Consider the following 19,012-nt stretch of genomic DNA (forward strand, 5'->3'; position numbering starts at 1 on the left):
TAAAAAAGGGGGTAAAATCGTAAATTACCGCAGGGGGTATTTTATGGGTGACCTGCCTGAATAGCAAGCCCCATCAGCTTTCTGTGACATTGAAGTCGCGGTTAAAGGAATGCCGGTATTTCTTAACATAGTCGGAAGGGTTCATGCCAAACAGCTTTACAAACTGTTCCCGGAAGTATTTGATATCCCCTATACCTACCTGCATGGCTGCCTGGGTGATCGTATAATTTTCTTTCAATAATAAAACGGCGGCTTTCCGGAGCCGGATGGAACGGATAAAGGAATTGATGGTTTGACCAGAGATGGATTTTACTTTTTTATAAAGACTGGAATGACTCATCCCTATCTCAAGCGTGAATTTCTTGATAGAGAATTCTTCATTTTCCAGGTTGTCTTCAATTATTTCGATACATCTTTTCAGGAAGTCCTGGTATTCGGCCGGCACCTTGATATTGGTATTTTTCAGGGTGATGCGGTCAAAGAAATACTGTTGGAGCAGGTTCCTGTTTTTAATGATGTTATGCACCTTGGCCATAAGAAAATCCTTTTCAAATGGTTTGGTAATATAGTCATCGGCGCCACCTTCTAATCCTTTGAGCCGGGTATCAGAGGCGGAGGAGCCAGTAAGCAGGATCACCGGGATATGGCTCAGGGTAGCGGTTTGTTTGATTTTGGTACACAGTTCTACCCCGTCCATGCCCTGCATCTGGATATCGCTGATTACCAGGTCGGGCATGTATTGCTGCACGGCGGCAAAGCCACTGGTACCGTTGTCGGCTTCATATATAATAAACTGGTCTTTGAATAATTGTTGCAGGTATTGCCTGATCTCATCATGATCATCAATCAGTAAAATGGATTTCTTTTCTGTGATGGTGGTAGTTGGCCCCTCTATTTCTTTACTGTCGATGGGAGTATCCGTGGCCGTTGGCATGGCGCTGGCGGCTGTCAACTCTTCCAGGAAGGCGGATTTCTGGCCGGTACTTTCCTGTAAAGGCGTCCCGGCAAAATGGGTTCGTCCTTTTTTCAGGGTAATGAGGAAAGCAGTGCCTTCATTCACCTTGCTCTGGTAGCTGATGCTGCCATGGTGATTTTCGATAAAGTGTTTTACAAGATATAATCCAATACCAAAACCGGTTTGCAACGACTCTTTATGATCCTGTGCCCGCCGGAATTTTTCGAAGATCCGGTTGCCTACACTGCCTTCAATGCCGCAACCGCTGTCTTTCACAGTGATGGTCACGGTATCTGGCGCATCGCTTACTTCGAAAATAATGCTGCCATTGTCCGGCGTAAACTTGAAGGCATTAGACAACAGGTTAAACAGGGCGATCTCCAGTTTCTCGCTGTCGCCATATATTTCAATGGTGGTATCCGGGCTGTTGAACTGGTAATTTATATTTTTGATGCGTGCCTGCTGGGAGAAGCAGAGATACACTTCCTGGCATAAATTCACGATATCGAGCCTGGCAATTTTCAGGTGATCACCTTCCTGGTCGGCTTTGCGGAATAGCAGGAGTTGATCTACCAGGCTAAGTAGGCGCCGGGCATTGCGGTATACGATGCTCAGGTCCCGGTTATCTTTATCTTGCACCAGCTCCTTCAGTGGGTTGATGATAAGCGTGAGCGGAGTTCTGAATTCATGGGAAATGTTGGTAAAGAAAGATAGCTTCTTTTCATTCAGTTCCTTCTCTTTTTCATTTTCCAGGTGCGCCAGTTTAATCTCATATTTCAATCTTTCTTCGCGGGCTTTATACCGGATGTAGGCATAAACGGCCGCCAGGGTGCTGCTGATGTAAAGAAGATATGCCCACCAGGTTCTGTACCAGGGTGGTAACACAATCAGGGTAACAGTGCTGATATCGCGACTCCAGCGTCCATCGGCGTTGCTGGCCTTTATTTCAAATACGTAGGTGCCTTCCCGCAGGTGGGTGTAGTTGGCGGTCCGGGTTTGCCCTACGTAGTTCCAGTTGTTGTCCCAGCCACGCAGGCGGTAGGCGTAGCTGATTTTATCCGGCAACGTATATTCCAGCGCTACGAAGTCAAAGGCAATCGTGGCTTTGTCGTATGGGACGGTAATTTCCTGTACTTCTTCCTGGCTTCTCCGGGTAACATAATTTTCCTGCTGGGTAATGGAAGCATTATTAACCCGGATGGCCGTCAGCAGTACAGGGGGAATCGTGTTTTGCGGGTATATGCTGTCGGGGTAAAAGATGTTAAATCCTTTGATGCCGCCAAACACGAATTCTCCGGAGGTGAGTTGCAGGGCGGCATTAAAACTGAACTGGTTACTCTGCAGCCCATCCGAGGCGGAAAAGTTGCGGAAGTTGTTTTTCGCAGGGTCAAACCGCGATAGTCCATTGAATGTACTGAGCCAGAGGTTTCCGGATTTATCTTCCAAAATACGGAGAATGGAGTTGCTGGGTAATCCTTCAGAGGTGGAGAAGCGTTTGTACTGGCCCGTGTTCCGGTCAAACCTCAGGAGGCCGCCACCGTCGGTGCCCACCCAGAAGTCGCCATGTTGATCTTCATGAATGGATCTCACGGTATAGCCTATATCAAAACGCTGGTGTTGTTTACGGGCCCTGTCTATTTTAATGAGGGAGGAATAGTTGCCGCCCCAGAAATTACCTGCTTTGTCTTCTGCAAGGCATTGGAGGTTGACGAGGCTGCTGTCGAAAAGATCAAACCTGTTTTGTTGCCGGTTGAGCCGATACAGGGTACCATTGTTGGTGGTACTTGCCCAAAGCTCCTGCTGATGGTCTTCATATACTATCCACACATTATTCTCGGCGGCGCGGGTATAAGGATTGAAACAAATGTAGTGTTCAAAGGCGCCGGTGTTGGCGGTATACCGGTTAACACCACCAAACCAGGTAGACATCCACAGGTCTTGCTGGCTGTCGGCAATAATGGAGGTCACAAAGTTGCTGCTGATACCAGCGGCACGGGAGAAGTCGTGTTGATAAGCCGTCCATGAATTGTTACTCCGGTTCCAGTATTTGAGGCCACCACCATCGGTGCCTATCCAGATATTATGGTGGACATCTTCACAAAAACAAAAAATAAAATTATCGATAGCCCTGGCATCTGGATTTTTGTTCAGCACCATGAGCTCAAAAGGATTATGCCTGGGAGCGATCATGTTGATACCGCCGCGGAGCGTGCCAATCCATTTACGACCTTCGCGGTCTTCATAAATAGAATATACAGAGTTGCTGTTGAGTTGTTGTGGACTGCCTGGTGGCGTAAAGGCATGCGCCGCCGCATCGGCGGCGAGTTTCAGGTAAATGCCGTTGCCATCAGATGCGCACCAGAGCGTACCTTCCTTATCTGTATACAGGTGTACAATTTTGCTGTTTTCCGGTAGTATATTTCCGTCGTATTTACCGGTAGCAGGAATATAGCGAACTACGCTGTTATCAGTACCTAGCCAGAGGGTGCCGGATTGATCGATGGTAAGGCAGTTACCTCGTGGAATATCTCTGCAAACGATATTCAGATGTTGCCGGGCAATATCATATTGACATAAACCAATACCCTGTACAAATATCCAGGCATATTTGCCGGTGAAGGCAATAGCAGTGACTTCATAATTGGTAATACCGGCATGTTGGATATTTAATGGAATCTGTTGCCCGGTGGCTACACCATCCCGGAATAACAGCAGTCCATCTTTTTCTGTACCGATTAATAAAATACCGGTATCATCTGATTTGATAATATGTATGTTGCCGGTTATTTTCCGCGCTGTTTTACTATTAGCAGGGAGATAACCAGGCGAAGAGAAGGTTTCGTTCACCGGGTTAAAAATACAAACACCCCGGCGGCCGCCCACCCATAGCTGATGATGAATGTCATCCGCCAGCGTATAAATACCGTTGTCTAATAAAGAAGTACTATCACCTATTTTATTACGATAAATCTTGAATTTATAACCATCATAGCGGTTCAGTCCATCATAAGTGCCAAACCACATAAACCCTTGATGGTCCTGGTATACAGAGGTAACCGCATTATTCGACAGCCCGTCTTCCAGGCCCAGGTATTTAATTGGATAGCCGGTGGCGAAAATATGATTAAGGAAGATCACCATCCCCAGTATAACAAAACAAATTTTCCTCACGTGGTGCATAAGCCAATTTTAACTATTCATAAAGCTATTGAAAAGAGGGATATTTTTTAAACAGAAAGGTCTAATTTTGGAAAAAGAGATTTCCATGGCAGTGCAGCATGTAGCGCAACAACTATTACATCTGTGTAACATCATTCCTGAACATATCCGGCAAATACCAGACGCCGATTTCTCAGCTAAACCTGCTCCTGGTAAGTGGTCTAAAAAGGAAATCCTGGGTCACCTTGTAGATTCTGCTGCCAACAATCACCAACGGTTTGTAAGAGGACGTGTGGAAAATGTACCCACCATTGCTTATGGCGGCGATGCCTGGGTAAGTGCCCAACAATATCAGCAACAGAACCGGCAACTGATATTGCAATTATGGGAAATGTATAATCGCCACCTGGCGGCTATTATCACCATTATACCGGAAGATGATCTGCTGAAATGCTGTAAGTACGGCGATGGTACCGTGTTGCCGTTGCAGTTTTTAATAGAAGATTATTTGCATCATATGGAGCATCACCTGAAGCAAATTTTGGGTAGTTATTAATTATATTCCCAGCTGCCGGAAAAGCATTTCTTTATAACGGTGTCCAATCGGTACTTCATGTTTTTGCAGGTAGATGCAATTGCCCTGGATATGCGTAATATTCGTTTTATTCACGAGGAACGACCGATGTGTCCTGATGAATACAGCAGCAGGTAACATGCTTTCCAGCGCGGAAAAGGCAATATTGGGCACAATGACTTGCTGCTGGCACACCACTTTGGTATAATTCCCTTTTGCTTCTGCATATAAAATATCGTTGTGTAATAGCTTATAAATTTTCCCATCTGCTTTCAGGAAAAAATAAGAAGTGTTAACAGTTGCCGGCTGAATTTTTTCTTTGGCTTTGTCAATGGCCACCAGGAAGCGTTCCAGGGAGAACGGTTTTACCAGGTAATCGCAGGCCGATAAATCAAACGCATCTGCTGCATATTCTCTATATGCAGTGGTAAATATAATGGCGGCGGGTATCTGTTTTAATGTTTTCAGAAAACTGATCCCATTTAAAACAGGCATGTTGATATCCAGGAATAGCAGATCTATTGGCGTATTATCAAGAATAGCTTTGGCTTCCAGTGCATTGCTGCAGCTTCCCACAATATGTATGAAAGGGAGATGACTGCAGTAACCTGCTACTATTTCTCTTGCAATAGGTGCATCATCCACGATAAGACAATTCATCATTTTTTTACGGGAATAGTTAATGTAACAGTATAATATCCATCTGATTTCTCGTGATGGTATTGATAGGTATCGCTGTATAATAATTTCAGGCGTTTCACGGTGTTGCTGAGGCCGATGCCGTTGGCTTCGGTAATCGTATCTGTTGCCTGTGTATTGTAAGAATTCTTAACGGTAAAGCCTATACGTTTTTCTGTAACAGTAAGAGAGATGTCTATATAGATTTTCCCTGCATCATCATTTTGCGAATGCTTAAATGCATTTTCAATAAATACAATCAGTAGCATCGGGGCGATCTTAATGTCAGGATCGGTAACTGGTGCGATATCTGTGGTGAGTACCAGTCTGTTGCCAATATTGGTAGTGGCCAGTTCTATGTAGTTGTTGATATAAGCAATTTCAGATTGCAGCAGAACATAGTCTTGCCGCGCATCATACACGGTATATCGCAACAGGTCTGATAGTTGGAGAATTAATCCCGGCATGCGCCTGCTTTGCGTAAGAGAAAGGCCATACAGGTTATTTAATGTGTTAAACAGGAAATGTGGGCTCAGTTGATTAAGCAGCATATTCAGGTCATCTTTTCGCCGTGTTGCAACAGCATATTGTTGTTGCATGGTATAACGTACCAGTTTTAATCCTATACCAATACAAATAGAACACAACGTAAACGGAGCAAAGGCAAGAAGAGTGATCCAGAAAGAGTGATAGAATTGCACCCCATCCCAGTAATAGGCAATGGCTGCCAAAAGCAGGTTCATGAATGTAAAGGACAATAAAAGATGACGGCTAAACTGTATCGTGCGTCCACGGAGCAGATTGTTGCATATACCTGTGCCCAGGTTTATTAAAACAAGGAATGACATAACAGCACCACTCCATTTTGTGCCAGGGGCATAAAGGGGAAGAGCGAATTCCCCGGTGACGAATGCCACTGAATAAAAAAGGTAGCGTGGCCATTTTTTTTCTGATAAAAATAAAGCGAGCAGCCATTTTTCGGCGGCTGACTCGCCCGTTGTTGTTATCATGTCGGCTGGTGTTTTCATATCGCTAATTTCGGCAGCAATTTCAAACAAGATAAATGATTAGGCCGAACCTTTCATAATAGGTGTCAAACAATGGATTTTGGAGGTTGAGTTAAGCGTTTTGTAAAGAAATAATCGTTTCGTTGAGTCGTTGAATTCTACCCGCCCATATTTTCCGGAGGAAAAAGAATTGTACTCCCATCAGCACCACAATGGCAGCCATGGCTATAGACTTATTATTATCCCAGTGAATGGGTGCCAGGAAGAAAGCGAATATACAACCGAGCGCCAGTAGTCTCGACGACACAGCTATTACCGCGTAGCGTTTTAATTGTTGCGCCTGCCGTTGCAATTGTTCCAGCAAATGCTGGCCGGTAGCAGGATTTTTCGCCAGCCAATAGCCGGTTAAATTATATAACACGATAAATATGATCGCTGCCACTAACAACACATTAAGATAGAACGGTTTTTTGTTGCCATCGAAGAAGTCGTAGTAAACCACAAGAAAAGCGGTATATCCCAATGTTTCTATGATCAGTTGCTTCCTGATCCCCCGCATCACCGGAGAGGCTTGTTTACTGGCAATAGACTGGATCTCAGCAGTTGTTCGTGTAGGCGTGGGCGTATTATCCCAGGCAGATTTTAAAGGGTCCATGATGAAGCGTTTAAAATATTTTTGAGTTTGGTTTTAATCCGGTTAATTTTTACGCCTACATAATTTTCGGCGATACCGATGATCCCGGCAATTTCCTGGTAGCTAAAATCATCGAGATATAGCGCGATGATGGCTTTCTCTGCATCGGAAAGCTGCCGGAGTGCGGCAAAGAGTTGATACTGTTGCTGCGTACCAGTGTTTTCGGGTGCAGGTATATCCGGTAATGCGTCAGTATAAGTAATGGAGATGCGGCGTTTGCGAAATCCTGCCAGCGCGGTATTGAGGGCAATACGATAGATCCAGGTGCTGATTTTGGCGTTGCCCGCATAGGAAGGAAACGATTTCCACAACTGGTAAATCATTTCCTGGAAAAGGTCTTCCCGGTCTTCCGGACTATCCCTGTACAGGCGGCAAAGTTTATGTAGTATCCCCTGATGCTGCTGTATAACGGAAAGAAAGGCCGGTTGATCCATGAATATTGCTTTTATAGGTTAGTTGCCACCGGGGTTAAAAAACTTACAGGGATCTCAAAAATATTTACCAGATCACCTTATTGACCGTGGCCCAGTTGCGGGTAGTGCAGGGTACGCCCAGCTTTTTTTCCAATTGAGAAATGACGTCCAGCCCCTTGGGAACCAGGTCTTTTTTGATCATGGTATATACTTCGGTGTCTGTCATATGCAGGGTTTCCGCAGCCGATTGCAGGGATGCAATGACCCCGGCCGCATGAGCGCCCGCCGGTACAGAAAGAAAGGAAACATATACCTGTACCTGCTTATCCGGCACAATTTCCGGGAACGGCGTATTCGCCACCACGGCCTCCAGCTGTGCTACCGACCGGATAATGGTGGGTACTTCAAATCCATAATTTTCCAGCAACAATTTTTCTATTTTTTTAGCCAAAGCCGCTGCATTATTGCTACCCGACTCAAACATCACATTGCCGCTTTGTATATAGGTGCTCACTTTTTTAAAGCCGGCAGCTTCCAATTGCTGCCGCAAGGTTTCCATTTTAACGGTACGCTTGCCTACATTTACTGCCCGGAGAAAAGCCACGTATTTAGCCATAAAGGATGTCAACTTTACTTTGTAAGTTTGTTTTATATGCACTATTTAGCAATCATACACAAATTATACAACCTGGAGGAAGATGCCAATAATGGTTATCCTGAAACAGCTATTGCCGCCCTGGAACATCGGCTACAGATCCGGTTGCCGGCCGCCCTGCGGCAATATTATCTCTCCCTGGGTAATAACAAAACAGTGAACGATAGTTTTAATCGTTTAACTTCTTTGGAGGAAATAGGATTTTCGGAAGATGATCACCTTATTTTTTATGAAGAAAATCAGGCCGTAGTATTATGGGGCATTGCCAAAGCCGAATTACAGCAGGACAATCCTCCCGTATACGGTACTTACGATAGCCACCGGAAGGAATGGTTTACCGACTCCAATACCACAGAACATTTCCTGTTGTCTATGGCGTGGTGGAATGGCGCACTTGGTGGGCTTACCTATACCGCGTTTACAGATCTTGAAGAAGACCTCACGCCTGCACATATAAAAACGATTACCAGTCACTGGAAAGAGCAAACCGGTGTATCTAACCAGTTGCTGCGCTTTTTTACCAACGACTACGAAGATATTCTTGTACTCACTACAGAACAGGATGGTGCTGTGAATGGCCTGTACCTGGGCACTAACCAGGAAGCCCGTTTTCACTCCATATTGGACATGCTCCACATGGAATGGTGCTACCGGACCGACCGCGATGAATAGTTGCCCGGACGAAATATCACCAGCGTCATCAACAATCCATAGAATAAGCCACCGAGCATGGTGGCCAGGTAATCTAGTCCCTTACAGTAAATATAATGGAAGCGTTCATTGACCAACAGTACCAATGCACTCAATAAGATAATCGTAAGCCAGAAAGCAGCTTTTCGTGCAGGGGATACTGTTGGTGTGTTTTTTACAATGGATAATTTCAGGAAGAAGTAAAATAAAAGCAGCAAGCCCAACACAGAACTGATGTATTGCATCAGGTACCACATTTTCATAGGATGTTGTCCTACCAGTATATCCTTTTGTAAAAACGCCGAGCAGGTAACAAAGTAGCCATCTGCATGGGTAAAGGCGTCAAGAAAGAAATGTGTCAATATCCCGATGATAACAGAGCTAAGTACTACCAGGTAATGTTGCCGGAAATAGTTATGCCAGTTGAAAGTGCGGAATAATTGTAGCCGCCCGCGTACCCATCCCGGTAAATACGGCATTAGTATATGCTTTACCAGCCCATGGTACAGGTAAGCCAATAACAGGGCTAACGGGATATCATATACGAAAATCCCCCACCATAAATGTCCGAGATTGAAATAGGGATTCAAAAAAATAAAATATAAAAAGTCAGGCACCATGCTGCCTATAATCAGGCCCGTAGCCGATAGGTATTTTCTGGGAGTATTAGAAAAGGGAACAACTATCGCCGCATGTGATATTGTGAATGGCATCGTCTAATGGTAATTGGATATAAATTTAAATTAATTCTAATAAATAATAATGTTGTGGTAAAGAAATGTTAATGTTATAATCGTCCATCATTTCCGGTAAAATGTCCAACCCATCCTGATGTGATAACACGTATTTTTATATAGTCTTTGAAAACATAAAAACAATGTGCTATGACAAACTGGAAAATTGATGAATCACACAGCGAAATCGGATTCAAAGTTAAACATCTCATGATTACTAACGTGAGCGGATATTTTACACGATTCAAAGGAAATATTCAGACGAACAGTGATGATTTTCATGATGCGACTATTACGTTCGAAGCAGCGGCAGATAGTATTGACACGCAAAACAAGCAACGGGATGAACACCTGAGAAATGGCGACTTTTTCGATGCATCCAATCACCCTAAAATCAGCTTTGTTTCCAAAAAAGTCAGAAAGGTAGGAGACGAAGCTTATAAATTACTCGGCGACCTGACCATTAAAGGAGAAACACATCCTATAGAACTGGATGTGGTACACGGTGGCGTAACTGTAGATCCTTATGGACAAACCAAAGCCGGATTTGCACTCAAAGGACGCCTTCATCGTACCGATTACGGCTTGCGTTGGAATGCCACTACCGAAGCCGGCGGTATTGTACTCAGCGATGAAGTAAAGCTCAATATGGAAATACAGTTGGTAAAACAAGCATAAAGCTGAAAGCATAAAGCAAAAAGCCTTTGGAGCGAAGATATTAGCGAAACATAAATATAATTTCCGCTAATATCTTCGCTCCAAAGGCTTTTTGCTTTATGCTTTCAGCTTTATGCTATCTTTGTGCTCCAAGCACAGCAAGAACGCACATGAAATTTGAACAATACAATATCTCGGCTGAAATAAAGGACAGTCTGGAAGAAATGGGCTTTAAAAAGCCCACTGATATACAATTTAAAGCCATCCCTTCCATCCTGAACGGTGACGATGTAATGGCGATTGCCCAGACCGGTACCGGTAAAACAGCCGCTTTTGCCATTCCTATCCTGCATCGCCTGCAACAACAGGACCGCAAATACCGGAAAGGTAAATATGAAGTAAAGTGCCTGGTAATGGTGCCTACCCGCGAACTGGCCATCCAGATCGCAGAAGTATTTCAGGCTATTGCCCAATATACAGAACTCACCATCCTGGCGCTGGTAGGCGGCGTAGATCAGGGACCACAGATCAAAGTGCTGGAAAAAGGCGTAGATGTGCTCATTGCCACTCCCGGCCGAATGTTCGACCAGATTAACCAGGGACATATTGACCTGAGCCAGGTGAAAACCCTCGTACTGGATGAGGCCGACCATATGCTGGACCTGGGCTTTATCCGCGATATCCGCGATGTGATCAAACATATTCCCCGCGAACACCAGACGCTCTTCTTCTCCGCTACACTGAATAAAGATATCAAGGACCTGGCGTATTCTGTAGTGAATAACCCTATCCGCATCCAGATATCTCCCAAAGACCCGGTGTCGAAAAATGTAAGTCACGCTGTAGCCTATGTGGAAATGGATGATAAACGCTTCTTCCTGGAACGGCTGATCAAGGAATTCCCGGAAAGCAAAATCCTGGTATTTGTTCGCACCAAAGTTCGCGCAGAACGCGTGATGGCGGCAATGGGCCGTATCGGCATCAAAGCCCTCACCATGCACGGCGGCAAAGAACAAGGCGATCGCCTGGATGTAATGGATGTGTTCAAGAAAGGCGAAATAAAAGTATTGGTCACCACCGATGTAAACGCACGTGGTATTGATATTCCGAACGTTGACTACGTAGTGAACTACGACTTACCCGACGTACCGGAAAATTACGTACACCGCGTAGGCCGTACGGGTCGTGGCGTACAAAAAGGACAAGCCGTTTCTTTCTGCAGTACAGAAGAAAAACCAATCCTGGAAGAAATCCAAAAATTTCTCGGTAAGAATATCACAGAGATGAAAATCAATAAAGATGATTATCGCGAAACCATTAGCTTCTCTGAGGATGTTCCGAATGATAACTGGCAGCTATTGCTGGATGAGCATAATAAAGAAATGGAGGAGCTGCAGAAGAAAGTGAAGAAGAGAGCGGCAGCAAATGTGAAGAAGAAGGCGAAGAAGAAATAACTATCAAGTGACAAATAATGTGATGGCTATTCCGGAAGGAATGGCCATTTTTTTTACAAAAACTTGGCATTTTTTGTCAATTTTTTGTAGTTTTATAGATGAAGATCACAGAGAAATCAACAGGTGAGTATAAGGATGTTTTAATCCAGTTACTGGAAAAAAAAGACCTTGCGCAAATAACCAGTGATAGATTTTCCTTCGATTGGAAGAAAATAATGAAGCACAACGAGGTTTATAAATTGATATTATCAACTGACAATACTATTCTTGGGTTGATTTCTCTGGAATATTATCCATCAGAAGAGCGCATTGAAATGAAATTACTGGAGGTTTCCAGGCAGAACATAGGAAAAAATGGCCTTTATGATGGGATTGCAGGTTGTATGATAGCTTTTGCAGGGCGTACCGCATTAGCAATGTATGGCCAATATGCCTGTATTTCCCTGATTCCTAAAACAGCCTTAAAAAATCATTATATAAAGAAATATGGGATGATAGATGCCGGATGGCAGCTTTTCCTGGAATTGGGCCCATTGAACATCATCGTCGCAAAATATACTATATGAGCAGCAAAAAGTTTAAAAGTGAACATACGCAGGAGGAGTTGGCGGAGTCTTTGATTTTCCCTGTTAAGCTTTCAAAGAAGCAGCAAAAGGAGGCGGCTGAGCGGTTGGCGTTGGTTCGTAGCCAGAGAAGGGGTGTTGCATCAGAGAAAGAAAAACTGATCAGTGGGCTGCTGAGTCTCAGGTTTCAACTTGAAGATTACATAAATGGAAACACTTATAATCCAAAACTCTCTTTTGGGTATTTCCTTGGAGAGTATGTTACCTTGTTAGAGAAGAAAAGAAAAGTTTTTGCCGAGGAAATAAGTATTGATGAAACCTTGCTAAGTCAACTGATTAATCTTAAACGTGATCCGCCTGATTATGTTTCTGTAAGATTGGAATTGCATTCAAACCGTGCTATTCCCGCTGACTATTGGTATCGGTTAGTAGAAAAGAAGCGGGAGCATTTTATTAAAACGGATAAATCTATCCGAAAAAATGAAAAACAATTTGTCCAGAATAAACTTACCGTGCAGATTAAAACTGATGGCCGTTTAGCGTTATAATACAAGACGGTCCCGGCTTAGACCGGGACCGTCTCAAACATTTCATGCGCTAATTATTGCTTCACCGCTTCCACGTTCACAGTAATATCCACTGTTGGTGCTACTGCATAAACGCCTGAAGGTAATTTATCTGCATACTTCACACCGAAGTCAAGACGGTTGATGCTGGCTTTTGCAGTAAAACCTGCTCTTCTCAATCCCCATGGATCTTTAATTACACCATTATAAGTAACGTCAAAGGCTACACGTTTTGTAGTGCTGCGGATAGTCACATCTGCTAACAATACATATTTATTACCTGTCAGTTTCTTCATAGAAACGCTTTTCAGGGTAATAGACGGATATTCAGCAACGTTAAAGAAGTCGTCTGTTTTCAGGTGGCCATCGCGTTGATCTACACCGGTAGAAATGCTGGATGCATCTACCGTGAAATCTACTTTCGCGTTCTGGAAATTAGTACTGTCGGCAGTTTCAATGGTGCCACTGAATTTGGTAAAATGGCCTTGTACGTAGCTGAGCCCTAAGTGTTTTACACCGAAGATGATGCTGCTGTGTGCAGGGTCAGCATTCCATTTAACCTGTGCAAAAGTTGCGATGCTGGCTAATACCAGGAGGGCAGTGAAAAAGAATCCTTTTTTCATGATTGTTGTTTATTGAGTTTAAAGATTTATTTAGTGAGTTGACGATCTACCGACCAACGTCCGGCGCCTTTAATGATCAGGGCGAGGTTGATACCAATTACAAGCAGGTGATATTCAAATCCTTCTCCGGCTTGTGTTCCACCCCAGTTCATGAAGAAACCGTTAGCGGCATGTACGCTTATTGCTACTAACATAATAACTGTTAACATGGTTGCCCATAAACGCGTAGTAAATCCAAAAAGAATTAGTAATGAGCCGATGCTTTCGGTGAATATTACCAGGAAAGCGAGGATAGCAGGTGTGCCATTGGAAGTAAAGTAGTTCATGGTACCTTTAAATCCATAGCCACCGAACATGCCCAGTAATTTCTGTGCTCCGTGTGGTAACATCACCAACGCTACGGTGATACGAACAATAAATGAAGTCAGGTTGTTGTCTGTTTGAAGTAATTTCTTAAACATTGATGTAGGTTTGTTAGTGTTTGTACTATTATTGTATATACAACTGTTGAAGCAAAAAAAATCAATCCCGGAGTTTATCCAGCAATTCACTTAATATGTTTGCTTCTTCTTTTGTCAGTTTTTTGGTTAATTCCTTGTGGCTTTTCTCCATAATCGGATCCAGTTCCTTCAGCAAAGCCAGTCCTTTATTGGTAATTTCAATTTCCACTTTACGGCGGTTGGAATCGCATTGTTCCCGGGTTAATAACCCTTTTTGGCGCAATTTTTCCACTAATCGGGTCGCATTGCTCATCCGGTCCATCATCCGCTCCTGGATATCCAGCAGGTTTAATGGTTTGGGAGCACTACCACGAAGTATCCTCAGTACGTTGAATTGCTGACTGGATAAGTCGAATTGCTTCAACGCCTGGTTAGCACCTACTTCCAGCCAGTTACCGGTAAATATGATGTTCAACATGGCTCGTTGGTATTCATCCTTAAATCGAGTTTGCTTCAGTTCTTCTTCCAGTTTCATAATTACAGTTACAACTGTTGTTTATACAACAAAGGTAAATGTATTTTTCATTTTACCAAATTTCTGGCAAAAAAGAGCGGTGGAAATTTTTTTATCTTTTTTAAAAACTTACTGACAAACAGTTGTCACTTGCCGGTAGTTCCTTTGTATTGTAAAACACAAGCAACTATGATACACGCTACCACTACACCTCAAACATCTTTTACTGCTATTGCCCGGGCAAATGCTGCCTGGAACCTTTGGGCCAATAATACCCTGCTGGCATGGCTGGAAACCAAATCACCTGAATTGCTGGATGTGGAGGTAACCTCCAGCTTTTCCTCTATCCGCAAAACCCTTCGTCATATATGGAATGTACAGGACTGGTGGATGGCTTGCTTGCTTGGAGAAGAACCTGCTTTTACCTACGGAGAGGAATATACCGGCACTGTAAAGGATGCCATGGAAGGACTGACCGCCTCTTCCCAGCGCCTCCATGATTATTTTGAATTCTTATCTGCAACAGAAATGGCTGATACCTGCCGAGTAGCCATTCCATTTACCGGCGACTTTGATATTCCCCGTTTTGAAATGATACAACATGTGGCCAATCATAGCTCCTACCACCGGGGACAAGTGGTGACCATCGCCCGCAATGTGGGTATTACAGATGCGCCTATGACGGATTATATGTACTGGAACCTATTGGAGAGATAATTTATAGCTGTTAGGTATTAGCTTTTAGCTTTTAGCAAAAATGCAGCGAAGATTATCATTTATCATTTGATAGTCTTCGCTGCATTTTTGCTAAAAGCTAAAAGCTAATGCCTAAAAGCTACTACGCATTCAGGCCGCCATCAATAGTCAGTGCAGAACCATTGATATAACCGCTTTCCGGTCCTGCCAGAAAACTCACCAGGTCTGCCACATCTGTATCCTGACCGTAATGTCCTAACGCAATGTGCTGACGCTGAAAATCGGAGTGAGGACCATCAGCAGGATTCATATCCGTATCTACCGGACCGGGTTGTACCAGGTTGGTAGTAATACCCTGAGCGCCAAGATCACGAGCCAGACCTTTATTAAAGGCCGTGAGTGCTGATTTACTCATCGAATATAGCGTACCATAAGGCCCTACTACGCGGTCGGCCATGCAACTGCCAATAGTAATGATGCGGCCTCCTTTGGTCATATGTTTCAATGCTGCCTGTGTACCCACAAATACCGCGCGGGTATTTACCGACATCGTGTATTCATAATCTTCCAGCGTATAATCACCGAATGGTTTCATTACCGCCACACCGGCGTTATTAACGAGTATGTCTATACGACCATGTGCTTTAACAGTATGATCTACGGATGCTACTACTGCTTGGGGATCGGCGCTGTCCGCCGCAACAGCAGAAACCTGCTGCCCTTTCGTTGTTAATTCGGCTACCAGGGCATTTGCTGCCTCAACACCTTTTACATAGGTGAATACTACAGTAGCGCCTTCTCCTGCTAAACGTTTAACAATGGCAGCTCCCATACCACGACTTCCTCCGGTAACGAGTGCAATCTTATTTTCCAGACGTTTCATAATTGAGTGATTTTATGTCTGCAAAACTAGAACGGGCTACCGGCTTAAAGAAGAGGTGCGTTAATTGTTAACTACTAACATCATTGTTAGTTATGCGCTGGTGGCTGTTTCCGAAGGATGCTGTAAATAACGGGTATTGATAATATCCAGGTGATGTACCTGGTGTCCAACAATTGTAAATCCTAATGCCAATACAGACATTTCTGTTTTCCAGCACATGCCGGTTCTTGCCAATACGCCATCAGTGTAAGCGGCAAACTGCGCGATAGTAGCTTTGCGCAGCGTTATCAACTCCTCCAGCACATTTGCCAGGCTGCGACCATCCGTATCGGCATTGTCGGCGTAAATGTCCTGGTCCATGCTGGGCGCTGCCTGCGGATCTTTCCGCGCAAACATCATAGAGCGATAAGCGAAAACTCTTTCTGTATCTGTAATATGCTGCAATACATTTTTTAAAGTCCACTTACCGGGTGCATAGGCATAATCACTTAACGGCGTTAATTGCTTCATATCCAATGCCTGCAAGGTTTGTAACGACTGCTCCAATGCAGCACGAAGATCAATATCAGGTACCAGGCTGATATAGCGGGTATAATATCCGGGATCGATCTGGATATCACTTTTTTTCATATGGTGAATTTTAAGGAAAGATGAATATACGAACATTTTCTCCGCCGCTCTGGCCATATCAAACGACCATTTAAAAATATTATAATATTTAATATATTTGTATATAACATATCCTGACTACCTGTTATCTACAACCTACTACTATGAAATATCTGCATCGATGTGTATTACTGCCGGCATTAATCGGGCTAACGATGGCCGCAAAAGCACAGGCGCCGGAACTTCCCCATAATATGCCACGGCAATGGGATGCGCGTTGGATCAGTGATGGCGCAGCTGCCCCGGCAGCCTTTGGCGTATATCTTTTCCGCAAACAATTTGAACTGCTGAATTATTCCGGTCCGTTTGTCATCCACATCACTGCGGATAACCGTTACCGTTTGTATGTGAACGGTCAGCTAGTTGGCCTGGGACCCGCCAGAGGCGACCTCTCCAACTGGAACTATGAAACCATCGACATTGGCCCGCTGCTGAAATACGGCAAAAATGTAGTGGCCGCGGAAGTGGTGAACTACGGCAATAGTAAGCCACGTGGGCAATTCACCGCATCTGCCGGATTACTGATACAAGGCCATACCGCTCAGGAAGCCGCTATCATCAATACCGGCACCACCTCCTGGCAGGTGATGGAAGACCCATCTATAGATGTGCTTCCCGTAAAAACAAATAACAACGCTTTCTATGGCGCCTATCCCGGCGATAGTATTATTGCACAATACCATCCCTGGGGATGGGAACAATTGAACTTTAAAGACAGCAGCTGGAATGTAGCCACCGCTACAGCTGGTGTGGCGTTGCAGGGCAACAGTGCCAACGACTGGCGCCTGCTTTCTCCACGGCCTATAGGACCGCTGAAACAGGACCGGCAAAATTTTACTGCCATTACCGCTACACAGGGAATTACCATAGACCCTGAATTTTTGAAAGGAACAGCAGCGATTACGGTACCGGCTAAACGAAAAATACGATTGCAGGTCGATGCCGGCCAGCAAACAACAGGGTTCCCGGAAATGCTCATCAGCGGTGGACTGGATGCATCTATTAAAATGACCTATCAATCAGCGTATCATCATCCGAACCAACTCTCCGATGTAATCCACCCGGATGGCGGTATCCGCCGTAAGTTCACCCCTTCCGGTTATCGTACTTTCCGCTATATACAACTGGATATTGAAACGGGTAAAGCACCACTTACCCTGCTGGACTACCACAATGTATATACACAGTACGAACTGAAAGATAAATCCGCCTTTACCGCTAATGCAGTAGCGGACTCGTTGTGGAACAACGGCAAACATGCGGCCTTGCTGGGCGCCCAGGACAATTTGTATAATGATCCTTTCAATGAACAATTACAATATATACAGGACGCACATATCCAGGGCCTGGCCATTGCATTTTTTTCCGGAGATGATCAACTGCTGAGAAATGCACTGGTACAGGCAGATCAGTCGCGCATCCCGGAAGGCCTCATCCGTTCCCGTTATCCGTCGGATGACCGCCTGTTAAACATTACAGATGCACTCACCTGGATCGGTACGCTGCAGGATTACCTTTTATATAAAGGAGATAAAGCATTGGCGAAACAATTGTTTCCTACTGTGCGAAATATTCTCGATTGGATAGAACGTTATCCCGATCCGGGCACCGGCTTACCGGGCAATATGCCTTACCGGGATAGCATAGCATCCGGGCCACTCACAGGGCAGTACCTGTATGCATTGCGACAAGCCGCTGCCATCGCCGGCTATTGTGATAAGGGACCTGACTCCCTGCAGTGGAATCGTACTGCCGATAAACTCCGGGAAGTATGGTATCAGCAATGCTTTGATGGAGACAAAGGGATGTACGCGGAAACACCTGCTAAAAAAAGTTTCTCCCGCTACACCAACGCGATGGCTGTATTGGCGCAGGCTGTTCCGCCCAGGCAGGTGAAAAATACCATGCAACGCCTGTTGAGTGAAAAGCCTGCAGCGGATGAATCGTTGCGGGAAAAGTATTACCTGTTCAAAGCCATGCAGGAAACCGGTGTAACGGCCACATTTCCGGCCGAACTCGAATATCTCTGGAAGAGAAAAGAAGAAAACAGTCCGATGATGTATCAGTCGGCCGCCGCAGTGGCTAACCTTTTCCTGTTAGGTATTACCGCAGGCATACAATCAACTTCACCTGATTTTAAAACTGTATTGATAGCGCCGGATCCGGGCGTTTCATCACAGGTTAAAGCAACCATGGTCCATCCGGATGGCGGGCTCATGGAAGTGGACCTGTCTTTCAAAAATAATCGTGTAACCGGCACCGTTAAGCTGCCTTTTGGTGTAACAGGTAAATTCCGCTGGAGGAGTAAGGAGATTACACTGAATGGGGGGCCACAGGAAATCAGTTTGTAGAAAGAGCAGAAAGCGTAAAGCATAAAGCAAAAAGCTA

Annotated in this window: 20 protein-coding genes; 8 read left to right on the forward strand and 12 right to left on the reverse strand. The window is 44.5% G+C overall.

The genetic code is table 11. From position 1 onward, the window contains the following. Nucleotides 1-73: 73 nt before the first annotated feature. Nucleotides 74-4,135 carry a two-component regulator propeller domain-containing protein gene (locus J7623_RS12385; protein ID WP_291920603.1) on the reverse strand — a complete coding sequence of 1,354 codons (4,062 nt, stop codon included), beginning with the start codon at nucleotides 4,133-4,135 and terminating at the stop codon, nucleotides 74-76. Nucleotides 4,136-4,220: 85 nt separating this feature from the next. On the opposite strand from J7623_RS12385, the gene J7623_RS12390 reads away from it, so the two are divergent. Further along, on the forward strand, nucleotides 4,221-4,670 hold the full coding sequence (locus tag J7623_RS12390) for a DinB family protein (RefSeq protein WP_291920604.1): 450 nt from the start codon (nucleotides 4,221-4,223) through the stop codon (nucleotides 4,668-4,670). On the opposite strand, the gene J7623_RS12395 is transcribed toward J7623_RS12390, so the two are convergent. The 5 genes from J7623_RS12395 to J7623_RS12415 all read right to left on the reverse strand — a co-directional run bounded on the left by J7623_RS12395 (nucleotide 4,671) and on the right by J7623_RS12415 (nucleotide 8,096). Further along, nucleotides 4,671-5,351 (reverse strand): LytTR family DNA-binding domain-containing protein, encoded by a 681-nt coding sequence (locus J7623_RS12395; RefSeq protein ID WP_291920605.1) that lies wholly within the window; start codon nucleotides 5,349-5,351, stop codon nucleotides 4,671-4,673. Then, the gene (locus J7623_RS12400) at nucleotides 5,348-6,376 is read right to left on the reverse strand and encodes a sensor histidine kinase (protein ID WP_291920606.1); all 1,029 of its coding nucleotides are present in this window, start codon (nucleotides 6,374-6,376) and stop codon (nucleotides 5,348-5,350) included. Before J7623_RS12400 ends, J7623_RS12395 begins: the two co-directional genes overlap by 4 nt. 109 nt (nucleotides 6,377-6,485) lie before the next feature. Continuing rightward, nucleotides 6,486-7,028 carry a hypothetical protein gene (locus tag J7623_RS12405; RefSeq protein ID WP_291920607.1) on the reverse strand — a complete coding sequence of 181 codons (543 nt, stop codon included), beginning with the start codon at nucleotides 7,026-7,028 and terminating at the stop codon, nucleotides 6,486-6,488. Continuing rightward, nucleotides 7,016-7,501 carry a sigma-70 family RNA polymerase sigma factor gene (locus J7623_RS12410; protein WP_291920608.1) on the reverse strand — a complete coding sequence of 162 codons (486 nt, stop codon included), beginning with the start codon at nucleotides 7,499-7,501 and terminating at the stop codon, nucleotides 7,016-7,018. Before J7623_RS12410 ends, J7623_RS12405 begins: the two co-directional genes overlap by 13 nt. A gap of 64 nt (nucleotides 7,502-7,565) precedes the next feature. Next, nucleotides 7,566-8,096 carry a DUF1697 domain-containing protein gene (locus J7623_RS12415; RefSeq protein ID WP_291920609.1) on the reverse strand — a complete coding sequence of 177 codons (531 nt, stop codon included), beginning with the start codon at nucleotides 8,094-8,096 and terminating at the stop codon, nucleotides 7,566-7,568. Between the two features lie 36 nt (nucleotides 8,097-8,132). Here J7623_RS12415 and J7623_RS12420 point away from each other — a divergent pair, with 36 nt between their 5' ends. Next, nucleotides 8,133-8,807, forward strand: a complete 675-nt coding sequence (locus J7623_RS12420; RefSeq protein ID WP_291920610.1) for a hypothetical protein — start codon at nucleotides 8,133-8,135, stop codon at nucleotides 8,805-8,807. On the opposite strand, the gene J7623_RS12425 is transcribed toward J7623_RS12420, so the two are convergent. After that, nucleotides 8,783-9,538, reverse strand: coding sequence for a DUF4184 family protein (locus J7623_RS12425; RefSeq protein ID WP_291920611.1), 756 nt, complete (start codon nucleotides 9,536-9,538; stop codon nucleotides 8,783-8,785). The genes J7623_RS12420 and J7623_RS12425 overlap by 25 nt on opposite strands. Nucleotides 9,539-9,709: 171 nt before the next feature. On the opposite strand from J7623_RS12425, the gene J7623_RS12430 reads away from it, so the two are divergent. The 4 genes from J7623_RS12430 (at nucleotide 9,710) to J7623_RS12445 (ending at nucleotide 12,781) form a co-directional block, all read left to right on the forward strand. After that, the gene (locus J7623_RS12430) at nucleotides 9,710-10,237 is read left to right on the forward strand and encodes a YceI family protein (protein ID WP_291920612.1); all 528 of its coding nucleotides are present in this window, start codon (nucleotides 9,710-9,712) and stop codon (nucleotides 10,235-10,237) included. 149 nt (nucleotides 10,238-10,386) lie between these two features. Then, nucleotides 10,387-11,670 carry a DEAD/DEAH box helicase gene (locus J7623_RS12435; protein WP_291920613.1) on the forward strand — a complete coding sequence of 428 codons (1,284 nt, stop codon included), beginning with the start codon at nucleotides 10,387-10,389 and terminating at the stop codon, nucleotides 11,668-11,670. Between the two features lie 98 nt (nucleotides 11,671-11,768). After that, nucleotides 11,769-12,236, forward strand: coding sequence for a hypothetical protein (locus J7623_RS12440; protein ID WP_291920614.1), 468 nt, complete (start codon nucleotides 11,769-11,771; stop codon nucleotides 12,234-12,236). After that, nucleotides 12,233-12,781, forward strand: coding sequence for a hypothetical protein (locus tag J7623_RS12445; protein WP_291920615.1), 549 nt, complete (start codon nucleotides 12,233-12,235; stop codon nucleotides 12,779-12,781). Before J7623_RS12440 ends, J7623_RS12445 begins: the two co-directional genes overlap by 4 nt. Nucleotides 12,782-12,834: 53 nt before the next feature. On the opposite strand, the gene J7623_RS12450 is transcribed toward J7623_RS12445, so the two are convergent. The 3 genes from J7623_RS12450 to J7623_RS12460 all read right to left on the reverse strand — a co-directional run bounded on the left by J7623_RS12450 (nucleotide 12,835) and on the right by J7623_RS12460 (nucleotide 14,340). Further along, a complete protein-coding gene (locus J7623_RS12450; protein ID WP_291920616.1) occupies nucleotides 12,835-13,422 on the reverse strand; it encodes a YceI family protein in 588 nt (195 codons plus the stop codon). Between the two features lie 26 nt (nucleotides 13,423-13,448). Beyond that, nucleotides 13,449-13,883, reverse strand: coding sequence for a DoxX family protein (locus J7623_RS12455; protein WP_291920617.1), 435 nt, complete (start codon nucleotides 13,881-13,883; stop codon nucleotides 13,449-13,451). A 61-nt stretch (nucleotides 13,884-13,944) separates the two neighbouring features. Beyond that, nucleotides 13,945-14,340 carry a MarR family transcriptional regulator gene (locus J7623_RS12460; protein ID WP_291920618.1) on the reverse strand — a complete coding sequence of 132 codons (396 nt, stop codon included), beginning with the start codon at nucleotides 14,338-14,340 and terminating at the stop codon, nucleotides 13,945-13,947. A gap of 225 nt (nucleotides 14,341-14,565) precedes the next feature. Between J7623_RS12460 and J7623_RS12465 the strand changes: the two genes are divergently transcribed. Further along, entirely contained in the window at nucleotides 14,566-15,093 is a 528-nt protein-coding gene (locus J7623_RS12465) for a DinB family protein (RefSeq protein WP_291920619.1), read from the forward strand. Nucleotides 15,094-15,214: 121 nt separating this feature from the next. Here the strand turns inward: J7623_RS12465 and J7623_RS12470 are convergent, their stop codons facing one another. Both J7623_RS12470 and J7623_RS12475 read right to left on the reverse strand, forming a co-directional pair. Beyond that, nucleotides 15,215-15,955, reverse strand: a complete 741-nt coding sequence (locus J7623_RS12470) for a 3-oxoacyl-ACP reductase family protein (RefSeq protein ID WP_291920620.1) — start codon at nucleotides 15,953-15,955, stop codon at nucleotides 15,215-15,217. Nucleotides 15,956-16,045: 90 nt separating this feature from the next. After that, complete coding sequence (locus J7623_RS12475) at nucleotides 16,046-16,585, reverse strand: DinB family protein (protein ID WP_291920621.1); 540 nt, start codon at nucleotides 16,583-16,585, stop codon at nucleotides 16,046-16,048. 143 nt (nucleotides 16,586-16,728) lie between these two features. Between J7623_RS12475 and J7623_RS12480 the strand changes: the two genes are divergently transcribed. Continuing rightward, entirely contained in the window at nucleotides 16,729-18,975 is a 2,247-nt protein-coding gene (locus J7623_RS12480) for an alpha-L-rhamnosidase N-terminal domain-containing protein (RefSeq protein WP_291920622.1), read from the forward strand. The last annotated feature ends 37 nt before the right edge of the window (nucleotides 18,976-19,012 follow it).

Origin of the sequence: Chitinophaga sp. (assembly GCF_017745275.1) — a bacterium.
Classification (GTDB): Bacteria; Bacteroidota; Bacteroidia; order Chitinophagales; family Chitinophagaceae; genus Chitinophaga.

Coding starts and splice junctions, on each gene's coding strand:
- J7623_RS12385 (WP_291920603.1), bottom strand. CDS start 4,135: ATGCACCACGTGAGGAAAATTTGTTTTGTTATACTGGGGATGGTGATC.
- J7623_RS12390 (WP_291920604.1), top strand. CDS start 4,221: ATGGCAGTGCAGCATGTAGCGCAACAACTATTACATCTGTGTAACATC.
- J7623_RS12395 (WP_291920605.1), bottom strand. CDS start 5,351: ATGATGAATTGTCTTATCGTGGATGATGCACCTATTGCAAGAGAAATA.
- J7623_RS12400 (WP_291920606.1), bottom strand. CDS start 6,376: ATGATAACAACAACGGGCGAGTCAGCCGCCGAAAAATGGCTGCTCGCT.
- J7623_RS12405 (WP_291920607.1), bottom strand. CDS start 7,028: ATGGACCCTTTAAAATCTGCCTGGGATAATACGCCCACGCCTACACGA.
- J7623_RS12410 (WP_291920608.1), bottom strand. CDS start 7,501: ATGGATCAACCGGCCTTTCTTTCCGTTATACAGCAGCATCAGGGGATA.
- J7623_RS12415 (WP_291920609.1), bottom strand. CDS start 8,096: ATGGCTAAATACGTGGCTTTTCTCCGGGCAGTAAATGTAGGCAAGCGT.
- J7623_RS12420 (WP_291920610.1), top strand. CDS start 8,133: ATGCACTATTTAGCAATCATACACAAATTATACAACCTGGAGGAAGAT.
- J7623_RS12425 (WP_291920611.1), bottom strand. CDS start 9,538: ATGCCATTCACAATATCACATGCGGCGATAGTTGTTCCCTTTTCTAAT.
- J7623_RS12430 (WP_291920612.1), top strand. CDS start 9,710: ATGACAAACTGGAAAATTGATGAATCACACAGCGAAATCGGATTCAAA.
- J7623_RS12435 (WP_291920613.1), top strand. CDS start 10,387: ATGAAATTTGAACAATACAATATCTCGGCTGAAATAAAGGACAGTCTG.
- J7623_RS12440 (WP_291920614.1), top strand. CDS start 11,769: ATGAAGATCACAGAGAAATCAACAGGTGAGTATAAGGATGTTTTAATC.
- J7623_RS12445 (WP_291920615.1), top strand. CDS start 12,233: ATGAGCAGCAAAAAGTTTAAAAGTGAACATACGCAGGAGGAGTTGGCG.
- J7623_RS12450 (WP_291920616.1), bottom strand. CDS start 13,422: ATGAAAAAAGGATTCTTTTTCACTGCCCTCCTGGTATTAGCCAGCATC.
- J7623_RS12455 (WP_291920617.1), bottom strand. CDS start 13,883: ATGTTTAAGAAATTACTTCAAACAGACAACAACCTGACTTCATTTATT.
- J7623_RS12460 (WP_291920618.1), bottom strand. CDS start 14,340: ATGTTGAACATCATATTTACCGGTAACTGGCTGGAAGTAGGTGCTAAC.
- J7623_RS12465 (WP_291920619.1), top strand. CDS start 14,566: ATGATACACGCTACCACTACACCTCAAACATCTTTTACTGCTATTGCC.
- J7623_RS12470 (WP_291920620.1), bottom strand. CDS start 15,955: ATGAAACGTCTGGAAAATAAGATTGCACTCGTTACCGGAGGAAGTCGT.
- J7623_RS12475 (WP_291920621.1), bottom strand. CDS start 16,585: ATGAAAAAAAGTGATATCCAGATCGATCCCGGATATTATACCCGCTAT.
- J7623_RS12480 (WP_291920622.1), top strand. CDS start 16,729: ATGAAATATCTGCATCGATGTGTATTACTGCCGGCATTAATCGGGCTA.